At 66.7% G+C, this 26,469-nt stretch carries 23 protein-coding genes; 16 read left to right on the top strand and 7 right to left on the bottom strand.

What is annotated here, in order from left to right; all coding sequences use genetic code 11:
• Positions 1-50 precede the first annotated feature (50 nt).
• From PQB87_RS28900 to PQB87_RS28880, 5 genes are all read left to right on the top strand, one after another.
• Entirely contained in the window at positions 51-587 is a 537-nt protein-coding gene (locus PQB87_RS28900; RefSeq protein ID WP_059684386.1) for a cytochrome b, read from the top strand.
• A gap of 159 nt (positions 588-746) precedes the next feature.
• A complete protein-coding gene (locus tag PQB87_RS28895; RefSeq protein ID WP_489243068.1) occupies positions 747-1,115 on the top strand; it encodes a DUF2946 domain-containing protein in 369 nt (122 codons plus the stop codon).
• Positions 1,116-1,198: 83 nt separating this feature from the next.
• Positions 1,199-3,331, top strand: a complete 2,133-nt coding sequence (locus PQB87_RS28890; RefSeq protein WP_060065465.1) for a TonB-dependent copper receptor — start codon at positions 1,199-1,201, stop codon at positions 3,329-3,331.
• Between the two features lie 228 nt (positions 3,332-3,559).
• A complete protein-coding gene (locus tag PQB87_RS28885; protein WP_060155452.1) occupies positions 3,560-4,654 on the top strand; it encodes a triacylglycerol lipase in 1,095 nt (364 codons plus the stop codon).
• Between the two features lie 3 nt (positions 4,655-4,657).
• Entirely contained in the window at positions 4,658-5,692 is a 1,035-nt protein-coding gene (locus tag PQB87_RS28880) for a lipase secretion chaperone (RefSeq protein ID WP_489243067.1), read from the top strand.
• A gap of 36 nt (positions 5,693-5,728) precedes the next feature.
• Here PQB87_RS28880 and pdxR read toward each other — a convergent pair whose 3' ends face one another.
• Positions 5,729-7,252, bottom strand: coding sequence for a MocR-like pyridoxine biosynthesis transcription factor PdxR (gene pdxR, locus PQB87_RS28875; protein ID WP_027791106.1), 1,524 nt, complete (start codon positions 7,250-7,252; stop codon positions 5,729-5,731).
• Between the two features lie 108 nt (positions 7,253-7,360).
• Here pdxR and PQB87_RS28870 point away from each other — a divergent pair, with 108 nt between their 5' ends.
• The 5 genes from PQB87_RS28870 to PQB87_RS28850 all read left to right on the top strand — a co-directional run bounded on the left by PQB87_RS28870 (position 7,361) and on the right by PQB87_RS28850 (position 13,472).
• Complete coding sequence (locus tag PQB87_RS28870) at positions 7,361-8,467, top strand: ABC transporter ATP-binding protein (protein ID WP_027791107.1); 1,107 nt, start codon at positions 7,361-7,363, stop codon at positions 8,465-8,467.
• A 77-nt stretch (positions 8,468-8,544) separates the two neighbouring features.
• A complete protein-coding gene (locus PQB87_RS28865; protein ID WP_021158689.1) occupies positions 8,545-9,591 on the top strand; it encodes an ABC transporter substrate-binding protein in 1,047 nt (348 codons plus the stop codon).
• Between the two features lie 111 nt (positions 9,592-9,702).
• Positions 9,703-10,959, top strand: coding sequence for an ABC transporter permease (locus PQB87_RS28860; RefSeq protein ID WP_489244302.1), 1,257 nt, complete (start codon positions 9,703-9,705; stop codon positions 10,957-10,959).
• Between the two features lie 37 nt (positions 10,960-10,996).
• Complete coding sequence (locus PQB87_RS28855) at positions 10,997-11,833, top strand: ABC transporter permease (protein WP_027791109.1); 837 nt, start codon at positions 10,997-10,999, stop codon at positions 11,831-11,833.
• 220 nt (positions 11,834-12,053) lie between these two features.
• Positions 12,054-13,472: an MFS transporter gene (locus tag PQB87_RS28850; RefSeq protein ID WP_081064675.1), complete on the top strand. Its 1,419-nt coding sequence runs from the start codon at positions 12,054-12,056 to the stop codon at positions 13,470-13,472.
• A gap of 64 nt (positions 13,473-13,536) precedes the next feature.
• Here the strand turns inward: PQB87_RS28850 and PQB87_RS28845 are convergent, their stop codons facing one another.
• Positions 13,537-15,270 (bottom strand): S53 family peptidase, encoded by a 1,734-nt coding sequence (locus PQB87_RS28845; protein WP_111942456.1) that lies wholly within the window; start codon positions 15,268-15,270, stop codon positions 13,537-13,539.
• A gap of 646 nt (positions 15,271-15,916) precedes the next feature.
• Between PQB87_RS28845 and PQB87_RS28840 the strand changes: the two genes are divergently transcribed.
• From PQB87_RS28840 to PQB87_RS28830, 3 genes are read left to right on the top strand one after another with little or no spacing between them, the layout of a single operon-like run.
• Positions 15,917-16,240, top strand: coding sequence for an ArsR/SmtB family transcription factor (locus PQB87_RS28840; protein WP_060065474.1), 324 nt, complete (start codon positions 15,917-15,919; stop codon positions 16,238-16,240).
• Entirely contained in the window at positions 16,240-16,671 is a 432-nt protein-coding gene (locus PQB87_RS28835) for an SRPBCC family protein (RefSeq protein WP_233342781.1), read from the top strand. Before PQB87_RS28840 ends, PQB87_RS28835 begins: the two co-directional genes overlap by 1 nt.
• A complete protein-coding gene (locus PQB87_RS28830) occupies positions 16,668-17,099 on the top strand; it encodes a DUF1801 domain-containing protein (protein WP_059684371.1) in 432 nt (143 codons plus the stop codon). Before PQB87_RS28835 ends, PQB87_RS28830 begins: the two co-directional genes overlap by 4 nt.
• A gap of 125 nt (positions 17,100-17,224) precedes the next feature.
• Here PQB87_RS28830 and acnA read toward each other — a convergent pair whose 3' ends face one another.
• The 5 genes from acnA to PQB87_RS28805 all read right to left on the bottom strand — a co-directional run bounded on the left by acnA (position 17,225) and on the right by PQB87_RS28805 (position 24,395).
• Positions 17,225-19,942: an aconitate hydratase AcnA gene (acnA, locus tag PQB87_RS28825; protein ID WP_060065483.1), complete on the bottom strand. Its 2,718-nt coding sequence runs from the start codon at positions 19,940-19,942 to the stop codon at positions 17,225-17,227.
• 52 nt (positions 19,943-19,994) lie between these two features.
• Positions 19,995-21,446 (bottom strand): bifunctional 2-methylcitrate dehydratase/aconitate hydratase, encoded by a 1,452-nt coding sequence (locus tag PQB87_RS28820; RefSeq protein ID WP_233342783.1) that lies wholly within the window; start codon positions 21,444-21,446, stop codon positions 19,995-19,997.
• 22 nt (positions 21,447-21,468) lie between these two features.
• Positions 21,469-21,984 carry a hypothetical protein gene (locus PQB87_RS28815; RefSeq protein ID WP_027791117.1) on the bottom strand — a complete coding sequence of 172 codons (516 nt, stop codon included), beginning with the start codon at positions 21,982-21,984 and terminating at the stop codon, positions 21,469-21,471.
• A 229-nt stretch (positions 21,985-22,213) separates the two neighbouring features.
• On the bottom strand, positions 22,214-23,221 hold the full coding sequence (locus PQB87_RS28810; protein ID WP_489243066.1) for an HpcH/HpaI aldolase/citrate lyase family protein: 1,008 nt from the start codon (positions 23,219-23,221) through the stop codon (positions 22,214-22,216).
• A 187-nt stretch (positions 23,222-23,408) separates the two neighbouring features.
• A complete protein-coding gene (locus PQB87_RS28805; protein ID WP_027791119.1) occupies positions 23,409-24,395 on the bottom strand; it encodes a malate dehydrogenase in 987 nt (328 codons plus the stop codon).
• Between the two features lie 288 nt (positions 24,396-24,683).
• On the opposite strand from PQB87_RS28805, the gene PQB87_RS28800 reads away from it, so the two are divergent.
• The 3 genes from PQB87_RS28800 to sdhD all read left to right on the top strand — a co-directional run bounded on the left by PQB87_RS28800 (position 24,684) and on the right by sdhD (position 26,469).
• Positions 24,684-25,508: a GntR family transcriptional regulator gene (locus PQB87_RS28800; RefSeq protein WP_034196031.1), complete on the top strand. Its 825-nt coding sequence runs from the start codon at positions 24,684-24,686 to the stop codon at positions 25,506-25,508.
• Between the two features lie 171 nt (positions 25,509-25,679).
• Positions 25,680-26,096: a succinate dehydrogenase, cytochrome b556 subunit gene (gene sdhC / locus PQB87_RS28795; protein WP_021158703.1), complete on the top strand. Its 417-nt coding sequence runs from the start codon at positions 25,680-25,682 to the stop codon at positions 26,094-26,096.
• Between the two features lie 4 nt (positions 26,097-26,100).
• Complete coding sequence (sdhD, locus tag PQB87_RS28790; RefSeq protein WP_011355745.1) at positions 26,101-26,469, top strand: succinate dehydrogenase, hydrophobic membrane anchor protein; 369 nt, start codon at positions 26,101-26,103, stop codon at positions 26,467-26,469.

Here is a 26,469-nt window from a genome sequence, read left to right as displayed (position 1 = left end):
CGAGCCGATTGCGGCATGCGCCCATCCCCGCATACAACACGAGACGAAGCATGAGAAACATCCTCGCGAAACAGACGCGCTACAGCTCGCCCGCGATCTTCTTCCACTGGGCCGTGTTCGCGCTGGTGGCGCTGGCCTACCTGGCCATCGAGATCCGCGGGCCGAAAGGCAGCGACAGCCGGGTGTTCTGGATGAACGTGCACCTTACCGCAGGCTCGCTCGTGCTCGTGCTGTCGGTGCTGCGCGTGCTGTGGCGAGTCGTCAGCCGCGTGCCCGAGGCCATTCCGCAAACGGCGCTGCTGCGCTGGCTCTCGAAGCTCGCGCATCTCGCGCTCTACGTATTCATCATCGCGCAGCCGCTGCTCGGCATCATGATGATCAACCTGGGCGGAAAGCCGGTGTCGCTCGACTGGCTCGGCGTGTCGTTCACGCTGTTCGGCCCCGACAAGGCGCTGCGGCCGACGATCAAGGAAGCGCACGAGTTGATCGGCAACGCGTTCTATTTCGTGATCGGATTGCACGCGCTGGCCGCGCTCTACCATCATTTCATCCGGCGCGACGACGTACTGCGGCGCATGGCGCCCTGAGCGGCACGTTCGTTCCGGAAGCATGCAGCAGGCGGGGGCGCATGGTTGTGTTGACAACCATGCGCCCCCGGTCCGTTTACCGCCATCTGCGCTGGTCAGCGCGTTAAACATTCTGTAACATCTCGGCTGTTTTTACATTCCGCTTACTCTGCGCCGCGCATGCTGCACCGACATCGTCACCTGACCGCCTGGCTTGGCGTGCTCGCGATCTGGTTCGCGATCGCGGCGCCGCTGGTGTCGCAGTGGCGCGTCGCGCAGACGGCCACGCCCGACGCAATTGTCTGCAGTGCAGAGCATGGCGCGCATCGGTCACCCGATGCAGGCCGCATGCACGATCACGCGTTGCATCTCGATGCGTGCGGCTACTGCGGTTTCTTCGCGCACAGTCCCGCGATCGGCGGGCCTGCCGTCGCGGCACTCGCTTCCGTTCCCGTCGTTTCCGTCTCCGCCGTCGCGCCGCCTGCCGTCGCGGCGCGCACCGACCGCTATCCGCGCGCGTACCCGCGCGCACCGCCCGAGCGCGCCTGACGCGCTGTTTTCCGTTCTTTTCACCGCCGATATCCGTGCGACCCGTCGAGGCCGTGCGGAGGGCGTCACTCGGGCTTTCGATCATGACCATTTTCCAGTTGCGTGCGCCGCGGGCGTCGCGCAATGCCTGTGCGCGGCGCATGCCGCGCGTGCTGAAACTCACCGTTCCCGCGCTCGCGGCCGGCGCACTGGCCGCGAGCGCAGCGGCAGCCGAAACGGCGCGCGCGGCCGGCGCGCCGGCCGACGATACGGCCGCGCCGCTGCCGGCCATCGAAGTCGTCGCATCGCCGCTGACGACGCCGCTCGTCGTCGTCACGGATCCGAAGACCCCGCGCCAGCCGCTGCCCGCCAGCGACGGCGCGGATTACCTGAAGACGATCCCCGGCTTCACGTCGATCCGCAGCGGCGGCACCAACGGCGACCTCGTGCTGCGCGGGATGTTCGGCTCGCGGCTGAACATCCTGGCGAACGGGATGTCGACGCTCGGCGCATGCCCGGGCCGGATGGATGCGCCGACGTCGTATATCGCACCGGAAAGCTATGACAAGGTCACCGTCCTGAAGGGGCCGCAGACCGTGCTGTACGGCCCCGGCGCATCGGCCGGCACCGTGCTGTTCGAGCGCGTGACGCCGCGATTCGACAAGCCCGGCATGCGCTTCGAGGGCAGCCTGGTCGGCGGGTCGTTCGGCCGCAACGACCAGAACATCGACGTGACGGCCGGCACGCCGGATGTCTATGGCCGCGTGACCGCGAACCACGCGCATTCGCAGGACTACAAGGACGGCAACGGCAACACCGTGCCGTCGCAGTGGGACAAATGGAACGCCGATGCGGCGCTCGGCTGGACGCCGGACGACCACACGCGCGTCGAGCTGACCGCCGGCACCGGCGACGGCTATGCGCGCTACGCGGGGCGCGGAATGGACGGCGCGCATTTCCGCCGCGAGACGTTCGGCCTGTCGTTCGACAAGAAGCACATCGGCGACGTGCTCGACCGGATCGAGGCGCGCGTGTACTACAACGAAGCCGATCACGTGATGGACAACTACACGTTGCGGCAACCCGACCCGACCAGCAGCATGCCGATGCGGATGGCGTCGGAAGTGCGGCGTCGCACGGTCGGCGCGCGCGCAGCCGCGACGTTCCGTTTCGCCGGCGACTTCAAGCTCGTGACGGGCGTGGATGCGCAATCGAACCGGCTCGACTCGCGCTCGGCGATGGGGCGGCAGAACTACGGCGACCAGCCGTGGGATGCGCAGGCGACGATGTGGAACGCGGGCGTGTTCGGCGAACTGACGTGGTACGCGAGCGAAGTGTCGCGCGTGATCGGCGGCGTGCGCGCCGACTATGCGAGCGCACGCGACAAGCGCGCGACGACGAGCGGCATGATGAAGAGCAAGCCGAATCCGACCTTCGACGACGATCGCACGCGCGTGCTGCCGAGCGGCTTCATCCGCTACGAACGCGATCTCGCCTCGCTGCCCGTCACGTGGTACGCGGGGATCGGCCATACGGAGCGTTATCCCGATTACTGGGAGCTGTTCTCCGCGAAGCGCGGGCCGGCCGGTTCGGTCAACGCGTTTTCGGCGGTGCAGCCGGAGAAGACCACGCAGCTCGACATCGGCGCGCAATACAAGAGCGACCGGCTCGATGCATGGGTGTCGGCCTACGCGGGCTACGTGCAGGACTTCATCCTGTTCAACTATTCGGCCGGCATGATGGGCCCGACCACGCAGGCGACCAACGTCAATGCGCAGATCATGGGCGGCGAGGCGGGCGTGTCGTGGCGGCCGGTTGCGCCGCTGCGCGTCGAGACGTCGCTCGCGTATGCGTGGGGGCGCAACGTGGCAAGCGGCGATCCGCTGCCGCAGATGCCGCCGCTCGAGGCACGCATCGGGCTCGAATACACGCGTGGTGCGTGGTCGGCAGGGGGCCTGTGGCGCATCGTTGCGCCGCAGCATCGTTATGCACTGAACGAGGGCAACGTGGTCGGCAAGGACTTCGGCCCGAGCGCCGGATTCGGCGTGCTCTCGCTGCATACGCAGTACAACGTGAGCAAGACCGTGCAGGTATCGGTGGGCGTCGACAACGTGCTGAACAAGGCCTATACCGAGCACCTGAACCTCGCCGGCAACGCGGGCTTCGGCTATCCGGCGAACTCGCCGGTGATGGAGCCGGGCCGGACCGCCTGGGTGCGCGTGAGCGCGAAGCTGTAACGCATCACGCGTGTGCGTTGCAGCATGCGCACGCATGAACGCGGCCCCGCCTGAACGGGCGGGGCGCGTCAACCGATTAGAGAACCGTGTCTAGTCAGGGCGCAAACGTTCACGAGTCGTGATTCACTCCCGCATTCGACGCACACGGTGCGCGCGACGTTCGCGATGCAGGGTGTGTGTCGATCCGGCTTCATTCGCACCGGCAGCACAATAATCAGGAGAACATGCATGGCCAGGACGATGCGTTCCAGGGTGGTGGCAGGGGCAGTGGCATGCGCGATGAGCATCGCGCCGTTCGCGGGGACGACCGCGGTGATGACGCTCGCGACGACGCACGCGGCAATGGCGGCGACCGCGCCCGCCGATGGCTACGCGGCGACGCGTTACCCGATCATCCTCGTGCACGGGCTCTCGGGTACCGACAAGTACGCCGGCGTGCTCGAGTATTGGTACGGCATCCAGGAGGACCTGCAACAGAACGGTGCGACCGTCTACGTCGCGAACCTGTCGGGTTTCCAGAGCGACGACGGCCCGAACGGGCGCGGCGAACAGTTGCTCGCTTACGTGAAGACGGTGCTCGCGGCGACGGGGGCGACCAAGGTCAATCTCGTCGGCCACAGCCAGGGCGGCCTCTCGTCGCGCTATGTTGCTGCCGTCGCGCCCGATCTCGTTGCGTCGGTGACGACGATCGGCACGCCGCATCGCGGCTCCGAATTCGCCGACTTCGTGCAGAACGTGCTGGCGTACGATCCGACCGGGCTTTCGTCATCGGTGATCGCCGCGTTCGTCAATGTGTTCGGAATCCTGACGAGCAGCAGCCACAACACCAACCAGGACGCGCTCGCCGCACTGCAGACGCTGACCACCGCACGGGCCGCCACGTACAACCAGAACTATCCGAGCGCGGGCCTGGGTGCGCCGGGCAGTTGCCAAACCGGGGCGCCGACCGAAACCGTCGGCGGCAACACGCACCTGCTGTATTCGTGGGCCGGCACGGCGATCCAGCCGACGCTCTCCGTGTTCGGCGTCACGGGTGCGACGGACACGAGCACGCTTCCGCTCGTCGATCCGGCGAACGTGCTCGACCTGTCGACGCTCGCGCTGTTCGGCACCGGCACGGTGATGATCAACCGCGGCTCCGGGCAGAACGACGGGCTCGTGTCGAAGTGCAGTGCGCTGTACGGCAAGGTGCTGAGCACGAGCTACAAGTGGAACCACCTCGACGAGATCAACCAGCTGCTCGGCGTGCGCGGCGCGTATGCGGAAGATCCGGTCGCGGTGATCCGCACGCATGCGAACCGGCTGAAGCTGGCGGGCGTGTAATCGATGACGGCACGAGGAGGACGCGCGCCGCTGGCGCGCCGCGCCGTGGTCTATGGTGTCGTGGGGCTGGCGGCGATTGCCGGCGTGGCGATGTGGAGCGGCGCGGGCCGGCATGGCGGGACGGGCGCATCCGGCGAGCCGCCGGATGCGTCGGCGGCACGCGGACCGGCTGCCGCACTGCCGCAGGCCGCCGTGCCGGCAAGCACGGACCTGCCGCCGTCGCTCGCCGGCTCCAGCGCGCCCCGCTTGCCGCTCGATGCGGGCGGCCATCTCGCGAAGGCGCGCGCGGTGCGGGATTTCTTCGACTACTGCCTGACCGCGCAGAGCGACCTGAGTGCGGCCGGGCTCGATGCGTTCGTCGTGCGCGAGATTGCCGCACAGCTCGACGGGACCGTTGCGCAGGCCGAGGCGCTCGACGTGTGGCACCGGTATCGCGCGTATCTCGACGCACTCGCGAAACTGCGCGATGCCGGCACCGTCGACAAGTCGGACCTGGGTGCATTGCAGCTCGCGCTCGACCAGCGCGCGTCGATCGCGTACCGCACGCTCGGCGACTGGAGCCAGCCGTTCTTCGGAGCGGAGCAATGGCGGCAGCGCTACGACCTCGCGCGGCTGAAGATCGCGCAGGACCCCGCGCTGACGGATGCGCAGAAGGCCGAACGGCTCGCGGCGCTCGAACAGCAGATGCCGGCCGACGAACGCGCCGCGCAGCAGCGCGTCGACCGGCAGCGCGCGGCGATCGACCAGATCGCGCAATTGCAGAAGAGCGGGGCAACGCCCGATGCGATGCGCGCACAACTGACGCAGACGCTCGGCCCCGAAGCGGCCGCGCGCGTCGCGCAGATGCAGCAGGACGACGCATCGTGGCAGAGCCGCTACGCGGACTATGCGGCGCAGCGTGCGCAGATCGAGTCGGCCGGCCTGTCGCCGCAGGATCGCGACGCGCAGATCGCCGCGCTGCGGCAGCGCGTGTTCACGAAGCCCGGCGAAGCCGTGCGCGCGGCGTCGCTCGACCGCGGGGCGGGCAGCGCGCAGTAACACGGGCGGCGCTGGCGGCGCGGCGCATGACGGTCGTTATGCCGCGCGCGTGAGATCGCGAGGCAGGTGTTGTTCGATGGTATTCGCGAGCGTGTCGAATGCCGGCCGGATGCCTTCGTGCGCGACGCACGCATAACCGAGCAACAGGCCGCGCCGCGCGGTATCGAGGTTGCTGTAGTAGCTGGTGAGCGGGCGCACGATCACGCCCGCATCGAACGCGCTCTGCGTGACCGCGCGGTCGTCGCAGGCGTCGGGCAGGCCGAGCACGAGATGCAGGCCGGCCTCGTCGCCCATCACGGGCAGCGCGTCGCCGAAGCGCGCGCGGATCGCGTCGATCATCAGCTGCCGACGCTCGCCGTACAGCGTGCGCATCCGTCTGACGTGCGAAGTCAGGTGGCCGTCCATGATGAATTCGGCGAGCACGGCCTGCTGCATCAACTGGCCCTCGCGGTACAGTTCCGACAAGCCGGTGCGGAACGTGTCGACCAGATGCTCGGGCACGACCATGTAGCCCATCCGCAGCCCCGGGAACAGCATCTTGCCGAGGCTGCCGACGTAGATCACGCGGCCGCCGTCGTCGAGCCCCTGCAGCGACGCGAGCGGGCGGCTGCCGTAGCGGAACTCGCTGTCGTAGTCGTCCTCGATGATCCAGCAGCGGTGCTGCCGCGCGTATTCGAGCAGCATCCGGCGCCGTGCGAGGCTCATCACCATCCCGAGCGGGTACTGGTGCGACGGCGTGACGAGCACGAGCCGGGGCGGATGCTGCATGTCGCTGGCGCGCGGGTCGAGCCCTTCCTGGTCGACCGGCACCGGCGTCAGCGTGAGGCCCGCCGCCTGCAATACGCTTCGCACACCCCAGTAGCACGGTTCCTCGACCCACGCGCGATCGCCGATGTCGGACAGCAGCCGCACCGCGAGATCGATCGACTGGTGGATGCCCGTCGTGATGATCACCTGGTCCGGCGAGCACTTGACCGAGCGCGCGACGCGCAGGTAATCGGCGAGCGCGCGCCGCAGCGGCCGGTAGCCGCCGCCCGGCGCATAGGTCAGCAGCTCGGGGTTCGCTTCCTTCCACAGCCGCGCCTGCAGGCGGCTCCACGTCCGGCTCGGGAACTCCGACACGTCCGGCACGCCCGGCATGAACGCGCCCCATTGGCGTCGCGATACCCCCGCATGCTCGATCAGTTGCCGGCCGCGCATCGACAGGCCGCCCTGCGCGTCCGGCTGCGGCGCCGCATCGGCGCTCGACGGCGGCGGCGCGGCGCCCGGCACGTGGATCGCGGCGGCATCCGGCCGCGTGTCGGCCACATAGGTGCCGCTGCCGGTGGTCGTCAGCACGTAGCCTTCGGCGGTCAGCTGGTCGTACACGTGCAGCACGGTATTGCGCGCGATCGACAGGTCGGCCGCGAGCGTGCGTGAACTCGGCAGCTTGGTTCCTGGCCCCAATTCTCCGGTCAGGATGGCCTGCTGCATCAGCTGCAGCAACTGCCGGTACATCGGCTCGGGCGAGCTACGGTCGAGACGGGCGGAGAGCCAGTCGGCGAGGATCACGGTATCCAAAGTGGTCCTACTAGTAATATTGAAATGGTTCCCTATTGTAGAACCGTGGGCGCCGTATAGTGGCTCGCATCTCAAAATCAATTGTCGCGAAGCAAGGGGACAGCCACGATGAAGTCCGATGATGTGATCGTCAGCTTTCGCGGCGTGCGGAAGACCTACGACGGCGAAACGCTGGTGGTCAAATCGCTCGACCTCGATATCCACCGCGGGGAATTCCTGACGCTGCTCGGGCCGTCGGGCTCCGGCAAGACGACCTGCCTGATGATGCTGGCCGGCTTCGAATTCCCGACCGGCGGCGAGATCCGTCTCGACGGCGAACTGCTGAACAACGTGCCGCCGCACAAGCGCAACATCGGCATGGTGTTCCAGAACTACGCGCTGTTTCCGCACCTGACGGTCGAGCAGAACGTCGCGTATCCGCTGACCGTGCGCAAGCTGCCGGCCGCCGAGCGTGCGGAACGCGTCGCGCATGCGCTGAAGATGGTGCAGATGGAGCGCTTCGCGAAACGTTACCCGGCGCAACTGTCGGGTGGCCAGCAGCAGCGCATCGCGCTGGCGCGCGCGCTCGTGTTCGAGCCGAAGCTGGTGCTGATGGACGAGCCGCTCGGCGCGCTCGACAAGCAGCTGCGCGAGCACATGCAGTACGAACTGAAGGCGCTGCACGAAAAGCTCGGCGTGACCTTCGTGTACGTGACGCACGACCAGGGCGAGGCGCTGACGATGTCCGATCGCGTCGCCGTGTTCGACAAGGGCATCGTGCAGCAGCTCGACACCGTCGACCGCCTGTACGAGTCGCCGTGCAACGAATTCGTCGCGAACTTCATCGGCGACAGCAACCGGCTGCGCGGCACCATCGCGCGCGTCGACGGCGAATTCTGCGAATTCCGGCTCGACGACGGCACGCAGCTCGTCGGCCGCCGCATCGGCGATGCGGCCGAGGGCGCGCCGGCCGTCGCGTGCATCCGCCCCGAACGCATGAGCCTCGCCCCGCACGGCGCGAACGGGCACGCGAACGGCGCGGCCGCCAACCGGTTGAGCGGCGAGGCGCGCAGCCTCATCTATTTCGGCGATCACGTGCGCATGCGCTGCGCGCTGCCGGGCCAGGACGAGTGCTTCGTGAAGGTGCCGCTCGGCACCGGCGCGCTCGACGCGTTCTCGCCCGGCGCGCCGGTCGCGCTCGCGTTCGCACCCGAACACCTGCGCGTGTTCGCTTGAGCAGGGTTTTCCCGATTTTCCGCTGTACGTCGTCAACAACAACTGCCCACTTCCACCACGAGAGGAGAGGAACCACCATGAACCGAGCAAGCATTACCGCGCGTCGTACCGCGCTGGCACTCGCGCTCGCCGTCGTCGGCGTATCGGCATCGGCTGCCGAACTCACGGTCGTCAACTTCGGCGGCGCGAACGGCGACGCGCAGAAGGCCGCGTTCAACCAGCCGTTCGAGAAGGCGACCGGCAACAAGGTCACCGCCGTCGAATACAACGGCGAGCAGGCGAAAGTGAAGGCGATGGTCGAGGCGAAGCACGTCAACTGGGACGTGGTCGAAGTCGAGTCGGGCGACCTGAATCGCGGCTGCGACGAAGGGCTGTACGAGAAGCTCGACTGGTCGAAGATCGCGAAGAAATCCGACCTGATTCCGGAATCGCCGCAGGTGTGCGGTGTCGGCTTCTTCGTGTGGTCGACGGCGCTGTCGTACAACGCGGACAAGCTGAAGTCGGCCCCGACCGGCTGGGCCGATTTCTGGAACGTGAAGAAATTCCCCGGCAAGCGCGGCATGCGCAAGGGCGCGCGCTACAACCTCGAATTCGCGCTGATGGCCGACGGCGTCGCGCCGAAGGACGTCTACAAGGTGCTCGGCACGAAGGCCGGCCAGGATCGCGCGTTCAAGAAGCTCGACGAGCTGAAGCCGTATATCCAGTGGTGGGAAGCGGGCGCGCAGCCGCCGCAGTTCCTCGTCGCCGGCGACGTCGTGATGTCGACCGCGTACAACGGCCGCATCGACGCCGCGCAGAAGGAAGGCAAGAACCTGAAGGTCGTGTGGAACGGCAGCATCTACGACCTCGACTACTGGGCGATTCCGAAGGGCTCGCCGAACAAGGCGCTGGCCGAGCAGTACATCGCGTACACGCTGACGCCGAAGCCGCAGCAAGGCTATGCGCAGCACATCGCGTACGGCCCTGCGAACATCGCGGCGATCAAGTCGCTCGACGCGAAGACGCTCGCGAACCTGCCGAACTCGCCGGCCAACGGCAAGAACGCCGTGCTGGAAGACATCGGCTTCTGGACCGACCACAGCGACGAGCTCGAGCAGCGTTTCGCCGCATGGGCGACGAAGTAACCGGTCAGGCATCCTGAAAGGTGCCCTGATGCAACCTGCCGCGCGGCGCGTCGATCGCGTCGCGCGGCCTTCCGCCGGATCGTCCCCGGCCGGAGAGAAACGTTGAATACGATGACGATCGCGTCTTCCTCGCCGTCGACCGCCGCGCTCAAGCGCGAGCTGAAGGCCGCCGAAGCCCGCAAGCGCACGATGGCGCTGTTGCTGGTCGCCCCGCTCGCGATTTTCCTGCTGCTGATTTTCGTCGTGCCGATCGGCACGCTGCTCACGCGCGCGGTGCAGAACCCGGAGATCGCGACCGCGTTGCCGGGCACGGTCGCCGCGCTGTCGGGCTGGGACCGCAAGGCACCGCCGGCCGATGCCGCGTATGTCGCGCTCGCGGCCGACATGACGAAGGTGGCCGACAGCGAGGCGATGGGTGCGCTCGCGCGGCGCCTGAACACCGAGATTCCCGGCTATCGCTCGCTCGTCGCGAAGACGGCGCGTGCGATGCCGCTGAAGGGCGACAACGACGCGGCACTGACGCCCGCGCAGACGCGTGTGAAACTGATCGACCTCGATGCGCGCTGGGGCGACGTCGCGTACTGGCAGTCGATCGCGAAGAACGGCAGCACCGTGTCGCCGTTCTACCTGCTCGCCGCGCTCGACCACAAGCAGGACGGCTTCGGCCACATCGTGCAGGCCGATCCGGACCAGTCGATCTATCTGGCGATCTTCGGCCGCACGTTCGTGATCGGCGTTGCCGTCACGCTGTTCGCGCTGCTGCTCGGCTATCCGCTCGCGTACTGGATCTCGACGCTGTCGGAGCGCCGCGCGAACCTCGTGATGATCCTCGTGCTGATTCCGTTCTGGACGTCGGTGCTGGTGCGCGTCGCCGCGTGGATCGTGCTGCTGCAGAGCGAAGGGCTCGTCAACAAGGCGCTGATCGGCAGCGGGCTGATCTCGCATCCGCTGACGCTGCTGTTCAACCGCGTCGGCGTGTACATCTCGATGACCCACATCCTGCTGCCGTTCATGATCCTGCCGCTCTACAGCGTGATGAAGTCGATTCCGCCGACCTACCAGCGCGCAGCCGTGTCGCTCGGCAGCCATCCGTTCGCCGCGTTCTGGCGCGTGTACGTGCCGCAGACCTACCCGGGCGTCGGCGCGGGCGCGCTGCTGGTGTTCATCCTCGCGATCGGCTACTACATCACGCCCGCGCTGCTCGGCGGGCCGAACGACCAGATGGTGAGCTACTACGTCGCGTACTTCACGAACGTGACGATCAACTGGGGCATGGCGTGCGCGCTCGGCGGGCTGCTGCTCGCGGCGACGCTGGTGCTGTACGCGGTGTACGGGCGCTTCACGCGCACGAACGTGAGCCTCGGCTGAGCGCCGCGCACAACGAAACGGAAAGGGGAATCCGACCATGAAACTCGCCAGGCCGCTGTTCGCGCCGCACATGTCGTTCGTCGAGCGCGCGTGGTACGTCGCGCTGCGCGTGCTCGTCGTGCTGACGCTGCTGTACCTGATCCTGCCGGTGCTCGCGATCGTGCCGCTGTCGTTTTCGTCGAGCACGTTCCTCGTCTATCCGATTCCGGGCTTCTCGATGCGCTGGTACGAGAACCTGATCGCGTCGGACGAGTGGCGGATGGCCGCGAAGAACAGCTTCATCGTCGCGCCGTCGGCGACCGTCGTCGCGACGGTGCTCGGCACGCTCGCCGCGATCGGTCTCACGAAGGCCGACTTCCGCGGCAAGGGGCTGCTGATGGCCGTGCTGCTGTCGCCGATGATCGTGCCGGTCGTCGTGGTCGGCGTCGGCATGTATTTGTTTTTCGCGCCGCTCGGGCTCGCGAACACCTACACGGGGCTGATCGCCGCGCACGCGGCGCTTGGCGTGCCGTTCGTCGTGACGACGGTCGCGGCGACGCTGCAGGGCTTCAACCAGAACCTCGTGCGCGCGAGCCTGTCGCTCGGCGCGAATCCGGTGTCGACCTTCTTCCGCGTGACGCTGCCGGTGATCGCACCGGGTGTGATGTCGGGTGCGCTGTTCGCGTTCGCGACGTCGTTCGACGAAGTCGTCGTCACGCTGTTCCTCGCCGGCGCGGACCAGACCACGCTGCCGCGCCAGATGTTCACGGGCATCCGCGAGAACATCAGCCCGACGATCGCCGCGCTCGCCACGATCCTGATCATCTTCTCGACGAGCCTGCTGCTTGCGCTCGAATGGCTGCGCGGACGCAATGCGCGGCGCGCGGTGAGCTGAGCGGGCGGGCTTGCCCCCGGCACCCGAGTCGCCACGTGTCATGCGTGGCCACGCATTGCTTTCATTTCGCTGACTGACGAAGCGGCCGCCTGCACGTTCGATGCGGCTCTGCAACAATACGGGGCGCGGCGGCGCGCGTTCCGTGCGGTGCGACCGGAACGCCGCCGCGAGTCCAATCCGCGACGCGGCGCCACGCGTCGCTCGTCAGCCGAGCGTTATCTTGTCCGAATTCGCTACCCCCGCCGGCGCGCATGAGCCGGCCGTCAACTGGCGCGCGATGTCCGCCGTGCTGCTGGCCGTCGCGCTCGCGACGCTCGACACCGCGATCGCGAACACCGCGCTGCCCGCGATCGCCGCCGACCTGCATGCGTCGCCGGCCGCGTCCGTATGGATCATCAACGCATACCAGCTCGCGATGGTCGCGACGCTGCTGCCGTTCGCGTCGCTCGGCGACATCGTCGGCCACAAGCGCGTGTATATCGCCGGGCTCGCGGTGTTCACGCTCGCGTCGCTCGGCTGCTCGCTCGCGTCGACGCTGCCGATGCTGACGGCCGCGCGGATCGTGCAGGGCTTCGGCGCGAGCGCGATCATGAGCGTCAACGTCGCGCTGATCCGCGGCCTGTTCCCCGCGCACCGGCTCGGGCGCGGCGTCGGCTTCAACGCGCTCGTCGTCGGCGTGTCGTTCGCGGTGGGGCCGACCATCGCGTCGCTGATCCTGTCGGTCGCCGCGTGGCCGTGGCTGTTCGCGGTGAACGTGCCGCTCGGCGTGTTCGCGCTGGCCGTGGCGATTCCGTCGCTGCCGCAGACGGCGCGCGGCAAGCACGTATTCGATCCGGTCGCCGCATTGTTCAACGTGATCACGTTCGCGTCGCTGATCTTCGCGCTCGGCGAATTCGCGCAGCGCGGGCCGCTTTCGATCGTGTTCGCGTCGGCCGCGGTCGCGCTCGCATTCGGCTGGCTGCTGATTCGCCGCCAGACCGGGCACCCGGCGCCGATGCTGCCGGTCGACCTGTTTCGCCGGCCGGTGTTCACGCTGTCCGCGCTGACCGCCGTGTGCGCGTTCGCCGCGCAGGGGCTCGCGTTCGTGTCGCTGCCGTTCTATTTCGAAACCGTCCTGCATCGCAACGCGGTCGAGACGGGGTTCCTGATGACGCCGTGGTCGGCGATCGTCGCGCTTGCCGCGCCGATCGCGGGGCGGTTGTCGGATCGTTATCCGCCGGGCCTGCTCGGCGCGATCGGTCTTGCGTTGCTGAGCGCGGGCATGGTGTCGCTCGCCGCGTTGCCGGCGGCGCCGGGCGTGATCGACATCGGCTGGAGGATGATGCTGTGCGGCGCGGGCTTCGGTTTCTTCCAGTCGCCGAACCTGAAGGCGCTGATGTCGAGCGCGCCGCCCGAGCGCAGCGGCGGCGCGAGCGGGATCATCGCGACCGCGCGGCTGATCGGGCAGGCGACGGGCGCGGCGCTCGTCGCGCTGTCGTTCGGGATCGCGGGGCGCCACGGGCCGACGCTTGCTTTGATGCTCGGTGCGGGGTTCGCCGGGGCGGCGAGTGTCGCGAGCGGGTTGCGGCTCTTTGCGCCGTCGCATCGGGCCGGCGTGGCGGCGGCGTCCGAGCGCGTGAGCGAGCGCGCGGCGGAATAGGCAAGGGCAAGTCACGAGCCGGCGCGCGGCAACCAGCCACCGCGCACCGGCCTTCAAGCGTCGCTCAGAACCCGCCCGACTTGATCAGCTGGTTGAGGTTCGCGATGTTCAGGCTGCCGAAGCCGGTCGGGTAATCCCAGCCGGTGCCTGCGTTATAACCATACCCCTGATAGCCGTTGTTCCCCGACACGACGTCGTAGCGCACGAGCGACGGACGCGACGGAATGTCCGCATAGAAATTGCCGGCCGGGAAGCCGAGGCCCGTGCCGTTCGCCGCGAGCAGGCGTGCCCAGAGGCCCGTGAAGATCGGCGCGGCGAGGCTCGTGCCGCCGATCTGCTGCAACTGGCCGTAGTTGTAGATGTACGCGCCGGTGCTTTGCGCGGCGTCGAACGACACGTCCGGCAACTGGCGGTTGCTGCCCGACTGCCACGACGGTGCGGGCAGGATCGTGCTGACGCCGCCGCCCGTTGCCCACAGCTTGCCGTTGTCGTCGAGCCCTTCGTTCCACACCGTCTCGTTCGAGAACGCACCCGACGACGTCGTGTAGAGCGTCGTGCCGCCGATCGCGAGCACGTGCGGCGACGAAGCCGGCCACGACACCGTGTAGTTCGAGCCGTCCGGATAGCCGCGGTTGTTGCACTCGTACACGCCTTCGTCGCCCGACGACACCGAGAAGGTCTGGCCTTGCGCCGCTGCCGTCGTGAAGATCTGTTCCTCGGCGTCGAGCGTGCCGTCCGCGTTTGCGTCGGTTTCGCACCAGCCGAGCGACACGTTGATCACCTTCGCGGTGTTGTCCGACACCGCGCGGTTGAACGCCTGCGTGAGCCCCGTGTTGCCGCTGGCGTTGAGGTCCGCCATGTAGAACACGAGCTTGCCGACCTGGCCGCCGGCCGAGCCGACGATCGACTGGCTGTCGAGATCCCATTCGCCCTGGCCGTCCTGGTCGTCGGTGTAGCTGCCGCCCGAGCCGTTGGTCTTGACGGTCTGCGTCGAGACCGTGCCGTATCCGTTGCTCGACGTGAACTGCTTCAGGTCCTGCAGCGTCTGCGACACACCGCCGATCGTGATGATGCCGACGGTGACACCGGCTGCGGTCGGTACGCCGGTCGCGTTGTAGAGGCCCGGGAATTCCTTCGGATAATGGCCGGTCGCCGTGCCGGCCGCGAGCGCCTGCGGCTTCGACACGTTGCCGATGCGCAGCAGCGGCCGCGCGTGTGCGACGCTCTGCAGCCCGAGCACCGAGCCGACGACGTCGCCGAGCGCGCGCGGCACCTGCGCGGTCGACGTGTTGGCGAAGCCCGAGCGGCCCGCGTATTCGAAGTGCACGAGCGACGTGTTGAATGCGGTCTTCACGGTGCCGGCCGTGCCGCGTGCGGACACCAGCAACCGGTTCGGTGCGACCTCGACGTTCACGAAGCCGCTCTTGTGCAGATAGTCGACGACCGACTTCACCTGCGCATCGGTTGGCGCGTAGTTGGCGAGGAACTGCTCGTGCGTGAGGTACTGGCGGTAATGCGCGCTGCCGGGCCGGTTCACGTCGCGCGCCAGTTGCTTGAGCTGCGCGGCATTGCGCAGCTTCAGGCTGACGACGACGTCGGTCGTTTCGCCGGCCGCGAGTTCGAGCGACGGCGCCGCACTGCGCGCCATCAACTGCGGGCCGGTCAGAAAGGCCTTCGTATGGGTATCGACCCAGTCCGTCGCCGCATGCGCCGCAGCGGCAGCGAACACGAGGGGGGCCACGCACGCAAGGCGGCGGGGCGACGGCAGGGGCAGGGCAAACCAGGCGTTCCTTTTCATCGGGAGTCCTTTTTAGGAGAGACGACGTTGCTGGAGCCCTCGACCCTTGTGGGGTCGCGAGCGGTGACGAGCGTAGGGCGTCGCTACCGTTCAGGTAGCTGCCAGTTTCCATAGCTGTCAGTTCTGACATCGGGGTGTGGGCGTGCACGCGCAGCGTCGTATGCGCAGGCGATCGTGGGCGTGGCGAACGGAACCGGTTCGCGGCACGACGGCGCGGCAAAGCGCGACGTTCGCACGCACGAGTCGCTCGTCGCCGCGCCGGAACGTGCGCGATCGCGGAGTGGATCGACGCGTGAACGCGTGGCACGCGATCGGTCGTTTTCGCATGTCGCGTCGCACTATGTGGTCAAACGAAGCGATGCGGCAGGAACGGATTCGCGCGTGCACAAGAACGGGGCCGGTCGAACGCAAACGTTTCCCGAACTGTGGAACAGCGCGTCGGGCAGTCTTGCAGGCGGCTTTCGGATCGCGTGTCGCCCATGCGGATTAGAGGAAACGCTCGAATCCGGGCGCGGGTGCGCGCCGGTGGGTGGGCGGCAGACCCGCACCGGATTGCACGACGCGGCCCGTGAAATTCCGCCTTGACGCGCATCGATCGGCGGCTATCCTTCAATCCATAACCAGCGAGTTATGAATTTTGAACGACATGCAGAACACACACGACATGCTTTTCAGAACCCTTGCCGATCCCACCCGCCGCGCGCTGTTCGAGCGGCTGTGCGCGGACGGCGAGCTGACGGTTGCCGCGCTGACGGCCCATGCGGGCGTCTCGCAGCCGGCCGTGTCGAAGCATCTCGGTGTCCTGAAGCAGGCCGGGCTCGTGAACGACCGTCACGAAGGCCGGCAGACGCACTACAGCGCACAGCCGCAAGCGCTGGCCCCGCTGATCGACTGGACGAGCCAGATGGCAGGTTTCTGGCGGAACCGGTTCGACGCCCTCGAAGATCTTCTGAAAAGGATCGACCAGTAATGAACCAGACAACCACCGAAACGCGTTCCGTCGTCGTCGACCGCGAGCTGCCGCATCCGCCGGAGAAGATCTGGCGCGCGCTCACGCAACCGCACCTGATCGAGGCGTGGCTGATGAAAAGCGATTTCGAACCCGTCGCGGGCCGCGCCTTCAGCTTCCGCGCCGACTGGGGCTCGGTCGACTGCAAGGTCCTGACGATCGAGCCGCCGCGCGTGCTGTCCTATACGTGGGCCGCGTACGGCCTCGAAAGCGTCGTCACGTGGACGCTTACGCCGACGCCGGCCGGCACGCACCTGCGGATGGAGCAGGTCGGCTTCCGCACGGACCAGGAGCAGGCATACCGCGGTGCGCAGCACGGCTGGGTGCGGTTCCTCGATGCGCTCGAACAGGCGCTGGCGCGTCCCGACGAAGGCACGGAGGCTCGCGCATGAGCACGACCGACCTCACGCCGTCGGAGCGCATCGACGCGCTGATCGCCGGCATCGCCGACTGGCGCGGCAAGACCTTCGCCGACCTGCGCCAGACGATCCTCGCCGCGCAAGCGGGCATCGTCGAGGAATGGAAGTGGATGGGCAGCCCCGTATGGTCGTGCGACGGGATGATCGCGGTGGCGAACGCGCACAAGGGCAAGGTGAAGCTGACCTTCATGCACGGCGCGCAGTTGCCCGATCCCGACAAGCTGTTCAACGACGGCCTCGACGGCAATGCGCGACGCGCGATCGACTTCTTCGAAGGCGACCGGCTCGACAAGCGGGCGTTGAAGAATCTCGTGCGCGCGGCGATCGAATACAACCGCACCCACTTGAAGAAGAACGCACGAGGAGCGGGCGCAAAGGCGCGCGGCGACAAGGCGGCGTGACGAGCCTGACAATCGGCAACATTGCGTAACGCGCGCAGGCAAAAAAAAGCCCGACACGAGGTCGGGCATCCAAATCGGCCGCAACCGCCGCGAGGCGGCTGCGGCACCTGCAAAAGGCAGGGCGCTTACGCTGCGAGCAGCGAGCGCAGCACGAACGGCAGGATACCGCCGTGCTTGTAGTAGTCGACTTCGATCGGCGTATCGATGCGCAGCAGGACCTGCACGCGCTGCGTTTCGCCGTTCTTGCGGTTGATCACGAGCGTGACGTCCTGCTGCGGCTTGAAGTCGTCGCCGAGGCCTTCGATGTCGAACGTCTCGTCGCCGGTGATGCCGAGCGACTGGACGCTGTCCGAGCCCTTGAACTGCAGCGGCAGCACGCCCATGCCGACCAGGTTCGAGCGGTGGATACGCTCGAAGCTGCGCGCGATCACGGCCTTCACGCCGAGCAGCTGCGTGCCCTTCGCGGCCCAGTCGCGCGACGAGCCCGTGCCGTATTCTTCGCCCGCGAACACGACGGTCGGCGTATCGGCGCCGACGTACTGCATCGCCGCGTCGTAGATCGACTGCTGTTCGCCGCTCGGCTGGTGGATCGTCAGGCCGCCTTCGACGCGCGTGCCGTCCGCCTTCGCCGGGATCATCAGGTTCTTGATCCGGACGTTCGCGAACGTACCGCGCATCATCACGTCGTGGTTGCCGCGGCGCGAGCCGTAGCTGTTGAAGTCGGCCTTCTGCACGCCGTTTTCCTTCAGCCACTTGCCCGCGGGCGAGTCTTCCTTGATCGAGCCTGCCGGGCTGATGTGGTCGGTCGTGACCGAGTCACCGAAGATGCCCAGTGCGCGTGCGCCCTTGACCGTCGGGATCGATGCAGCCGGCTCCATCGAGAAGTCGCTGCCGAAGAACGGCGGCTCGGCGATGTAGGTCGACTTCGGCCAGTCGTAGACCTGGCCCGATTCGCCCTCGATCTTGCTCCAGAGGTCGCCCTTCTTGGTCAGCTTCGAGTAGTTGTCCTCGAACTTCTTCGGATCGAGCGCGAACTTGAGCAGCGCGTGGATTTCGTCGCTCGTCGGCCAGATGTCGCCGAGGTAGATGTCACGGCCGCCCTTGCCCTTGCCGACCGGCTCGGTCATCAGGTCGCGCGTGATGTTGCCGGCGATCGCGTAAGCGACGACGAGCGGCGGCGACGCGAGGAAGTTCGCGCGGATGTTCGGGTGGATACGCGCTTCGAAGTTACGGTTGCCCGACAGCACGGCTGCCGCGACGATGTCGTTCTTCGTGATCGCTTCGTTCAGCTCCGGCGTCAGGTCGCCCGCGTTGCCGATACAGGTCGTGCAGCCATACGCCGCGACTTCGAAACCGAGCTTCGACAGGTAGGGCAGCAGGCCCGTCTTCGTCAGGTACTCGGTGACGATGCGCGATCCCGGCGCGAGCGAGGTCTTGATCTTCGGATCGACCGTGAGGCCGGCCTCGACCGCCTTCTTCGCGAGCAGGCCGGCGGCCAGCAGCACGCTCGGGTTCGACGTGTTCGTGCACGACGTGATCGCGGCGATCAGGATGTCGCCGTTCTTCACGTCGACGCCGTTGCTCGTCGTGTACTGCGTGCCGAGGTCGTCCGCCTTCTTTGCGAAGCCGTTTTCCGCGACCGGCTTCGAGAACAGGTCGGTGAACGTCGACTTGACGTTGCCGATCTCGATGCGGTCCTGCGGGCGCTTCGGGCCGGCCAGCGACGGGGCGACCGTCGTCAGGTCCAGCGTCACGACCTTCGTGTAGTCGATGTCGCCGGCCTTCGGGATGCCGAACAGCTTCTGCGCCTTGAAGTAGTTTTCGAACGCGGCGATTTCCGCCTTCGTGCGGCCCGTGCCTTCGAAGTAGTCGATCGTCTTTTCGTCGACCGGGAAGAAGCCCATCGTCGCGCCGTATTCCGGCGCCATGTTGCCGATCGTCGCGCGATCCGGCAGCGACAGCGACTTCGTGCCTTCGCCGAAGAACTCGACGAACTTGCCGACGACCTTCTCCTTGCGCAGCATTTCGGTGATCGTCAGCACCAGGTCGGTGGCCGTCACGCCTTCGCGCAGCTTGCCCTTCAGCTCGACGCCGACGACGTCCGGCGTCAGGAAGTACACCGGCTGGCCGAGCATGCCGGCTTCCGCCTCGATGCCGCCCACGCCCCAGCCGACCACGCCGATGCCGTTGATCATCGTCGTGTGGCTGTCCGTGCCGACGAGGGTATCCGGGTAGTACACGGTGTCGCCGCCGTCCGCCTTCTTGTGGACGCCGCGTGCGAGGTATTCGAGGTTCACCTGGTGGACGATGCCGACGCCCGGCGGCACGACCTTGAACGTGTCGAATGCCTGCATGCCCCACTTCATGAACTGGTAGCGCTCGTTGTTGCGCTGGAATTCCAGTTTCATGTTCAGGTCGAGCGCGTCCTTCTGGCGGAAGTAGTCGATCTGGACCGAGTGGTCGACGACGAGATCGACCGGAACCAGCGGCTCGATCTTCTTCGGGTTCTTGCCCGTACGCTCCGCGACGCCGCGCATGGCCGCGATGTCCGCGAGCAGCGGCACGCCCGTGAAGTCCTGCAGCACGACGCGCGACACCACGAACGGAATCTCGTCGACGCGCTTCGCGGTCGGCTTCCAGTTCGCGAGCTGCTCGATGTGCTCTTCGGTGATCTTCTTGCCGTCGTAGTTGCGCAGCACGGACTCGAGCACGATACGGATCGACACCGGGAGGCGTTCGATCTTCGTCTTCAGTTCCTTGCCGAGCTGCGGCAGCGAGTAGAACTTGCCTTTGCCGGAACCGCTGTCGAATTCCTTGAGGGTCTTGTGGAGATTGTGGGCCATGGTGATTTTCCTGGGTTTAAGGCTAGGAAACAAACAGTCCTGTATCTGACGGCTATATCACATACAAGTCGACGTACTCATCGACCGGCATCGCTTCGAGCTTTGCCTGGTCCAGCGACACGTCGAGAATCGCTTGTTGCTGCTTTGCCGGGAAGCGGCGGGCAAGGTTGGTCCTGAACTTCTCGACCAGGAGCGGGATGCCTTCCGCACGCCGCCGCCGATGGCCGAGCGGGTATTCGACCGCCACCTCGGCAAGCTTCGACCCGTCCGTGAACTCGATCGTCAGTGCATTCGCGATCGAGCGCTTGTCCGGGTCGTGGTAATCCTTCGTGAACTGCGGATCCTCGACGCACGCGGTTTTCGCGCGCAGCGCGTCGATGCGGGGATCGGTGGCGGCCGAGTCTTCGTAATCGGCCGCGGTCAGCCGGCCGAACAGCAGCGGCACGGCGACCATGTACTGGATGCAGTGGTCGCGGTCGGCCGGATTGGCGAGCGGGCCCTGCTTGTCGATGATGCGGATCGCGGCCGCATGCGTGCGGATCGTGATCCGGCTGATGTCGTCGGTCGTGCGGCCCGCGGCGGCGAGCTGCGCATGCAGCTGCAGCGCGGCCTCGGCGGCCGTTTGCGCGTGGAACTCGGCAGGGAACGCGATCTTGAACAGCACGTTTTCCATCACGTACGTGCCGTACGGGCGCTGGAAGCGGAACGGCTTGCCGTCGAACAGCACGTCGTAGAAGCCCCAGGTCTTTGCGGTGAGTGCCGACGGGTAGCCCATTTCACCCGTTTTCGCGATCAGCGCGAGGCGCACCGCGCGGGAGGTCGCGTCGCCAGCCGCCCATGATTTGCGCGAGCCCGTGTTCGGCGCGTGGCGGTAGGTGCGCAGCGCCTGGCCGTCGACGAACGCGTTGGACACCGCGTTGATCAGCTCGTCGCGCGTGAGCCCGAGCAGCCGGCCGACGACGGCCGTCGATGCGACCTTCACGAGCAGCACGTGGTCGAGCCCGACCGCATTGAACGAATTCTCGAGTGCGAGGCAGCCCTGGATCTCGTGGGCCTGGATCATCGCGACCAGCACGTCGCGCATCGTGAGCGGCTTCCTGCCGGCCGCGACGGCCGTGCGGGAGAGCCAGTCGGCCGTTGCCAGGATGCCGCCGAGATTGTCGGACGGATGGCCCCATTCGGCGGCGAGCCAGGTGTCGTTGAAGTCCAGCCAGCGGATCATCGCGCCGATGCCGAACGCGGCCTGGACGGGATCGAGCTGGAAGGACGTGCCGGGCACCTTCGCGCCGTTCGGCACGATCGTGCCGGGCACGACGGGGCCGAGCAGCTTGGTGCAGGCAGGGTAGGACAGCGCCTCGAGTCCGCATCCGAGCGTGTCGATCAGGCAATGACGCGCCGTCTCCAGCGCGAGCGCGCTGTCGATGCCGGCATTCAGCACGTAGTCGACGATATCGACGAGTACCGTATCCGGAGCAGGGCGGACGTTGGAGATCGGGGCGGACATCGAGGGGCCGATGGGAACGCGCTTAGTTCGTTGCCGGCTTCAGCTCGTTCGACTGCGTCGGTGCCGGCGTGCCTTGTGCCATTTCCGGCGTCACGCATTCGTCCGCGAGGCGCTCGCCGCCGTTTGCGTCGGAGAACAGCATCGCCTTGGTCGGGATCACGATCAGCTTGAAGCCTGCTGCCGGATCGTAGAACGTGTCCGCGCCCGTCGTCGTGGCCTGACGCGGCAGCTTGTAGTTCTTCTTCGCCCAGTGAACCGTGACCACCTGGTCGCGCTTCATGTCACCGGCGAGGTCGAACGACAGACCTTCCTTGCAGGACCACTTGACCGCGCCGTCCGGTACCGGATCGACCTTGGCTGCGGCGCGTGCCTGTGCCTTCTTGCTGCGCGGGATGATGCGCTTGGCCGGCGCCGGGCGCTTGGCCGTTGCCTTCTTCGCGGTCGTCGTGGTCGTACCCTGGGCAAACGCGCTCGGAGCCGACACCAGCATCGTGGCGGACAAGGCGCCGATGGCGGTAGCGATCAGGAGTTTCTTCATGGAGTCAGAACCTTTCGATAATCAGTTGACAAGGGCCGGCAATCGAATTGCCGGCCGGTTTGAAACTGCACGCGCCCCGAAAGCGCGCAGCGGCCGCTATTTTCACCTATTTGGCCGCGTACATATCAGGTTTTCGGGCTCCGTTACGTTTTTTGTCGTTTCGCAAACCTCTATCCGGTTCGCGGGTCGTCGAATGCATGAAACTCGTGTATCGGCCGGCGCCGCGCGCTTACGGCGCGCTGCCCGCGGCGGCCGGGCCGAACAGCGGCGCAGCCTCGGCCGGTACGGGCTGGCCGGTGGCCCGCGCGCGACGCAGCACCGACCAGTAATACCGGTAGCTCGCGCGATCGTGCAGCGTATCACCGTGGCGTGTCGGCCCCCAGTCGGCGGCCTGCGCGGCCAGCAGGATCTCGGCGGCCAGCGCGACCTCGTCGGTACGCGGCGCGAATGCGTCGACGATCGGGCGGATCTGCGCGGGGTGGATGCTCCACATCCGCGTGAAGGCGAATTCGTCGCGCGCGCGGCGTGCATCGGCGGCGACGATGCTCATGTCGCGCACCTCGGTCGTCACGTTGTGCGACGGCGTCTTGCCGTGCGCGTGGCAGGCCGCGGCGATTTCCAGCTTCGCGCGGCGCACGAGCGGGTGCTCGAACTGGCCGGGCGAGCGCATCGCGGCATCGGGAATCGCGCCATGGTGCGCGGAGACGAAATCCATCAGCCCGAAGCTCAGCGTGCCGACCGTCGGCAGCGCGGCGAGGGCGGCCGCCTGCGCGAGCGCGCCGTGCGTCTCGACCAGCACGTCGACCGGGATCGGCTGCGCGATGCCGAGCTCGCGGCGCGTGCCTTCGATGAACGCGGTCATTTCGGCTGCGTCGGCGGCACTCGCGATCTTCGGGAGCGTGATGTAGGCGGGGGCGCGCGACGCGCGCAGCACGATGCGCACGTCGTCGCGCCAGTGCGGATGGGAAAAGTCGTGGATGCGGACGCCGACGCGGCCGAAGCGGTTTTCGTCGCTGCCGAGCATGTCGGCGACGAGTGCCGCGTGCGCGGCTTCCTGGCCGACGGCCGCGCCGTCTTCGCAGTCGAGCGTGATGTCGAACACGGGGCCCGTTTCGGCCTGCAGCGCGAGCGACTTGCGCATCAGCTTTTCGCTGCCCGCGTAGTGATCGCAACAGGGCAGGACCGCGGGCGGGGACGCCCCGTCGTACAGCACTTGTGCAGGAGTGAGCGCAGCCATCTCGTCTACGTCAGGGAAGCGGGTCAACGTGGAGAAAATCGGATTCGGGCGCGTTCTGGGCCGGTGCGCGGCGGGCGCGGGGCGGCAAAACGGGCGCGGATCGGATCGTTCGGCAGGGCCGGCGGCTGGCGCCGGCCCGGGCCGGAACCGGGCGGCCCGAGAGCCGCCCGGCAAAGGCACGTGATGCTTAGTTCTTCAGCAGGTGGGCAACGCCATCGCGCTCTTCGAGCAGCTCGGCCAGCGTGCCGTCCATCTTCTCGCGCGAGAACGCGTCGATTTCCAGGCCTTCGATGCGCTTGTACTCGCCGTTTTCGCACACGACCGGCACGCCGTAGATGATGTCTTCGGGGATGCCGTACGAGCCGTCCGACGGGATGCCCATCGTGACCCACTTGCCGTTCGTGCCGAGGACCCAGTCACGCACGTGGTCGATCGCCGCGTTGGCTGCCGACGCTGCCGACGACAGGCCGCGCGCTTCGATGATCGCCGCGCCGCGCTTGCCGACGGTCGGGATGAACGTGTCGCGGTTCCACACGTCGTCGTTGATCAGCTTCAGCAGCGATTCGCCTTCGGCGGTCGCGAAGCGGAAGTCGGGGTACATCGTCGGCGAGTGGTTGCCCCACACGGCGAGCTTCTCGATCGATGCGACCGGCTTGCCCGACTTCGCTGCGAGCTGCGACAGCGCGCGGTTGTGGTCGAGGCGCAGCATCGCCGTGAAGTTCTTCTTCGGCAGATCCGGCGCCGACTTCATCGCGATGTACGCGTTCGTGTTCGCCGGGTTGCCGACGACCAGCACCTTCACGTCACGGCTGGCGACTTCGTTCAGCGCAGCGCCCTGAACCGTGAAGATTTCGGCGTTCGCCGACAGCAGGTCCTTGCGCTCCATGCCCTTCGAGCGCGGACGTGCGCCGACCAGCAGTGCGACGTCGGCATCCTTGAATGCGACCTTCGGATCGTCGGTGATCACGACGCCCGCCAGCAGCGGGAACGCGCAATCGTCGAGTTCCATCACGACGCCTTTGACGGCGGCTTGGGCTTGCGGGAGGTCGAGCAGTTGCAGGATGACCGGCTGGTCCTTGCCGAGCAGGTCGCCGTTCGCGATGCGGAACAGCAGGGAGTAAGCGATTTGACCTGCGGCGCCGGTGACGGCAACGCGCTTTGCGGGCTTAGCCATTGAAAATCTCCAGGACGGGTGAAGCGTTGGACGCTAGCGAAAACGCCATTCTATGCGCGTTGTGCGTAGCGTTGCATTGAAGCAGGGCGGAGGACTCGCGATGGCAGACGCGGTGAACCTGGAGACGGCCGTGGCACGTAGCCGGGGACGCGCTTTTGCACCCGCGAACCCTTGCTCGACCGGGAGTGTAGGAGCCGTCACGCGCAAAGTCAAACGGTATCATATGTCTTATATAAGACAGATGTTTTGCGGAAATTGAGTGGACGAAAAAGTGCGGTTTGTGATGAAATGCGCGCCATGACATCGAACCAGGCGAATACCGCGAATCAGACCGGCGCAGGCGGCCCAGGGCAGCCGGGCGCGAGCGATCCCGCACCTTCGCCTGCGGCGCCGCCGTCGCCGACGTTCAGCCCGTTATACCAGCAGATTAAGTCATTGATCACGCAAAGTCTCGAATCCGGTGAATGGAAGCCGGGCGAGATCATCCCGAGCGAGGTGGAGCTCGCTGCCCGCTACAAGGTCAGCCAGGGCACCGTCCGCAAGGCGATCGACGAACTGGCCGCGGAAAACCTCGTGGTCCGGCGGCAGGGCAAGGGTACTTTTGTTGCGACGCACAATGAAGATCGCGCGCAGTTCCGCTTCCTGCGCCTGCTGGCCGACGACGGTGCCGAGCATCCGCACGTGAGCCGCCTGCTCGAATGCCGGCGCCTGCGCGCGCCGGCCGAGATCGCGCGGCAGCTCGACCTGAAGCCGGCCGATCCGGTCGTGCAGGTGCGCCGCCTGCTGGAGTTCGAGAACGAAGTGACGGTGCTCGACGAGATCTGGCTGCCGGGCGCGATGTTCCGCGGGCTCACGTTCGAGCGGCTGAGCGAGTACAAGGGGCCGCTCTACGCGATGTTCGAGACGGAGTTCGGCACGCGGATGATCCGCGCGACGGAGAAGATCCGCGCGGTGGCGGCGGAGCCGGCGGTGGCCGACCTGCTGCACGTGCCGGCGGGTTTTCCGTTGCTGTCTGTCGAGCGCGTGTCCTATACATATGGTGACCGGCCGGTGGAGGTGCGTCGCGGCTGGTATGTCACAACCGGGTACTACTATCAGAATGACTTGAGTTGACGGAGTTTCGGCTCAAGCCGAGTGCGTTCGCGTTTCCCACGCTCGCGAAGCACGTTTCGGGCCGCCTTTTGTTCTAGTTCGCGCAACTATCCAGAGCAGACTTTCGCTGCAGCGCGATATAAAAAGGCGCTAAAATCGCGGATTAGTGTGACAACATAGTAGGGGTCTAGCATGACTGATGCAGTAAGAAAGCCGAGGCCGGAATACCGGAACATCGGATTCGCCGATATCACGATGAAATATCGCATGCCGCTGGCAGCGATATTGTCGATTCTCCATCGAGTCAGCGGCGCGCTGCTGTTCTTGTTCCTGCCGTTCCTGCTGTTCCTCTTCGACCAGAGCCTCACGTCCGAGCTCAGCTTCGAAGTCTTCAAGGCTTTCCTCTCCAACATCATCGTCAAGCTGATCGTCCTCGCACTGTCGTGGGCCTTCTTCCACCATTTCTGCGCCGGCATTCGCCACCTGCTGATGGACGTCAACCACGACGCCGTCACGAAGGAAGGCGGCAAGCGGACGGCAGTCGTCGTCTTTGTCGTCTCGATCGCCCTGACGATCGCCATGGCACTCAAACTGTTCGGAGCATTCTAAGAAAATGGCAGCCAATAACCGAATCGGCTCGAAGCGCCTCGTCGTCGGCGCACATTACGGCCTGCGCGACTGGCTTGCGCAGCGCATCACCGCCACGATCATGGCGGTCTACACGGTCATTCTGCTCGTCCTGTTCTTCGGCGCGCACGATTTCTCGTACGAAGGCTGGGCATCGATCTTCGCCGCGCAATGGATGAAGCTCGCGACCTTCGTGATGCTGCTTTCCCTCTTCTACCACGCATGGGTCGGCGTGCGCGACATCTGGATGGACTACGTGAAGCCCGTCGGTGTGCGCCTGCTGCTGCAATCGCTGACCATCGTCTGGCTGCTCGCATGTGCGGGCTACGCCGCGCAGATTCTCTGGAGAGTGTAA

The sequence above is a fragment of the Burkholderia sp. KL41 genome (genome assembly GCF_057005415.2).
The sequence above is the reverse complement of the archived record's forward strand: the minus strand, read 5'-3'. Positions and strand labels throughout refer to the sequence as shown.

Coding starts and splice junctions, on each gene's coding strand:
- PQB87_RS28900 (WP_059684386.1), top strand. CDS start 51: ATGAGAAACATCCTCGCGAAACAGACGCGCTACAGCTCGCCCGCGATC.
- PQB87_RS28895 (WP_489243068.1), top strand. CDS start 747: ATGCTGCACCGACATCGTCACCTGACCGCCTGGCTTGGCGTGCTCGCG.
- PQB87_RS28890 (WP_060065465.1), top strand. CDS start 1,199: ATGACCATTTTCCAGTTGCGTGCGCCGCGGGCGTCGCGCAATGCCTGT.
- PQB87_RS28885 (WP_060155452.1), top strand. CDS start 3,560: ATGGCCAGGACGATGCGTTCCAGGGTGGTGGCAGGGGCAGTGGCATGC.
- PQB87_RS28880 (WP_489243067.1), top strand. CDS start 4,658: ATGACGGCACGAGGAGGACGCGCGCCGCTGGCGCGCCGCGCCGTGGTC.
- PQB87_RS28870 (WP_027791107.1), top strand. CDS start 7,361: ATGAAGTCCGATGATGTGATCGTCAGCTTTCGCGGCGTGCGGAAGACC.
- PQB87_RS28865 (WP_021158689.1), top strand. CDS start 8,545: ATGAACCGAGCAAGCATTACCGCGCGTCGTACCGCGCTGGCACTCGCG.
- PQB87_RS28860 (WP_489244302.1), top strand. CDS start 9,703: ATGACGATCGCGTCTTCCTCGCCGTCGACCGCCGCGCTCAAGCGCGAG.
- PQB87_RS28855 (WP_027791109.1), top strand. CDS start 10,997: ATGAAACTCGCCAGGCCGCTGTTCGCGCCGCACATGTCGTTCGTCGAG.
- PQB87_RS28845 (WP_111942456.1), bottom strand. CDS start 15,270: ATGAAAAGGAACGCCTGGTTTGCCCTGCCCCTGCCGTCGCCCCGCCGC.
- PQB87_RS28840 (WP_060065474.1), top strand. CDS start 15,917: ATGCAGAACACACACGACATGCTTTTCAGAACCCTTGCCGATCCCACC.
- PQB87_RS28835 (WP_233342781.1), top strand. CDS start 16,240: ATGAACCAGACAACCACCGAAACGCGTTCCGTCGTCGTCGACCGCGAG.
- PQB87_RS28830 (WP_059684371.1), top strand. CDS start 16,668: ATGAGCACGACCGACCTCACGCCGTCGGAGCGCATCGACGCGCTGATC.
- acnA (WP_060065483.1), bottom strand. CDS start 19,942: ATGGCCCACAATCTCCACAAGACCCTCAAGGAATTCGACAGCGGTTCC.
- PQB87_RS28820 (WP_233342783.1), bottom strand. CDS start 21,446: ATGTCCGCCCCGATCTCCAACGTCCGCCCTGCTCCGGATACGGTACTC.
- PQB87_RS28815 (WP_027791117.1), bottom strand. CDS start 21,984: ATGAAGAAACTCCTGATCGCTACCGCCATCGGCGCCTTGTCCGCCACG.
- PQB87_RS28810 (WP_489243066.1), bottom strand. CDS start 23,221: ATGGCTGCGCTCACTCCTGCACAAGTGCTGTACGACGGGGCGTCCCCG.
- PQB87_RS28805 (WP_027791119.1), bottom strand. CDS start 24,395: ATGGCTAAGCCCGCAAAGCGCGTTGCCGTCACCGGCGCCGCAGGTCAA.
- PQB87_RS28800 (WP_034196031.1), top strand. CDS start 24,684: ATGCGCGCCATGACATCGAACCAGGCGAATACCGCGAATCAGACCGGC.
- sdhC (WP_021158703.1), top strand. CDS start 25,680: ATGACTGATGCAGTAAGAAAGCCGAGGCCGGAATACCGGAACATCGGA.
- sdhD (WP_011355745.1), top strand. CDS start 26,101: ATGGCAGCCAATAACCGAATCGGCTCGAAGCGCCTCGTCGTCGGCGCA.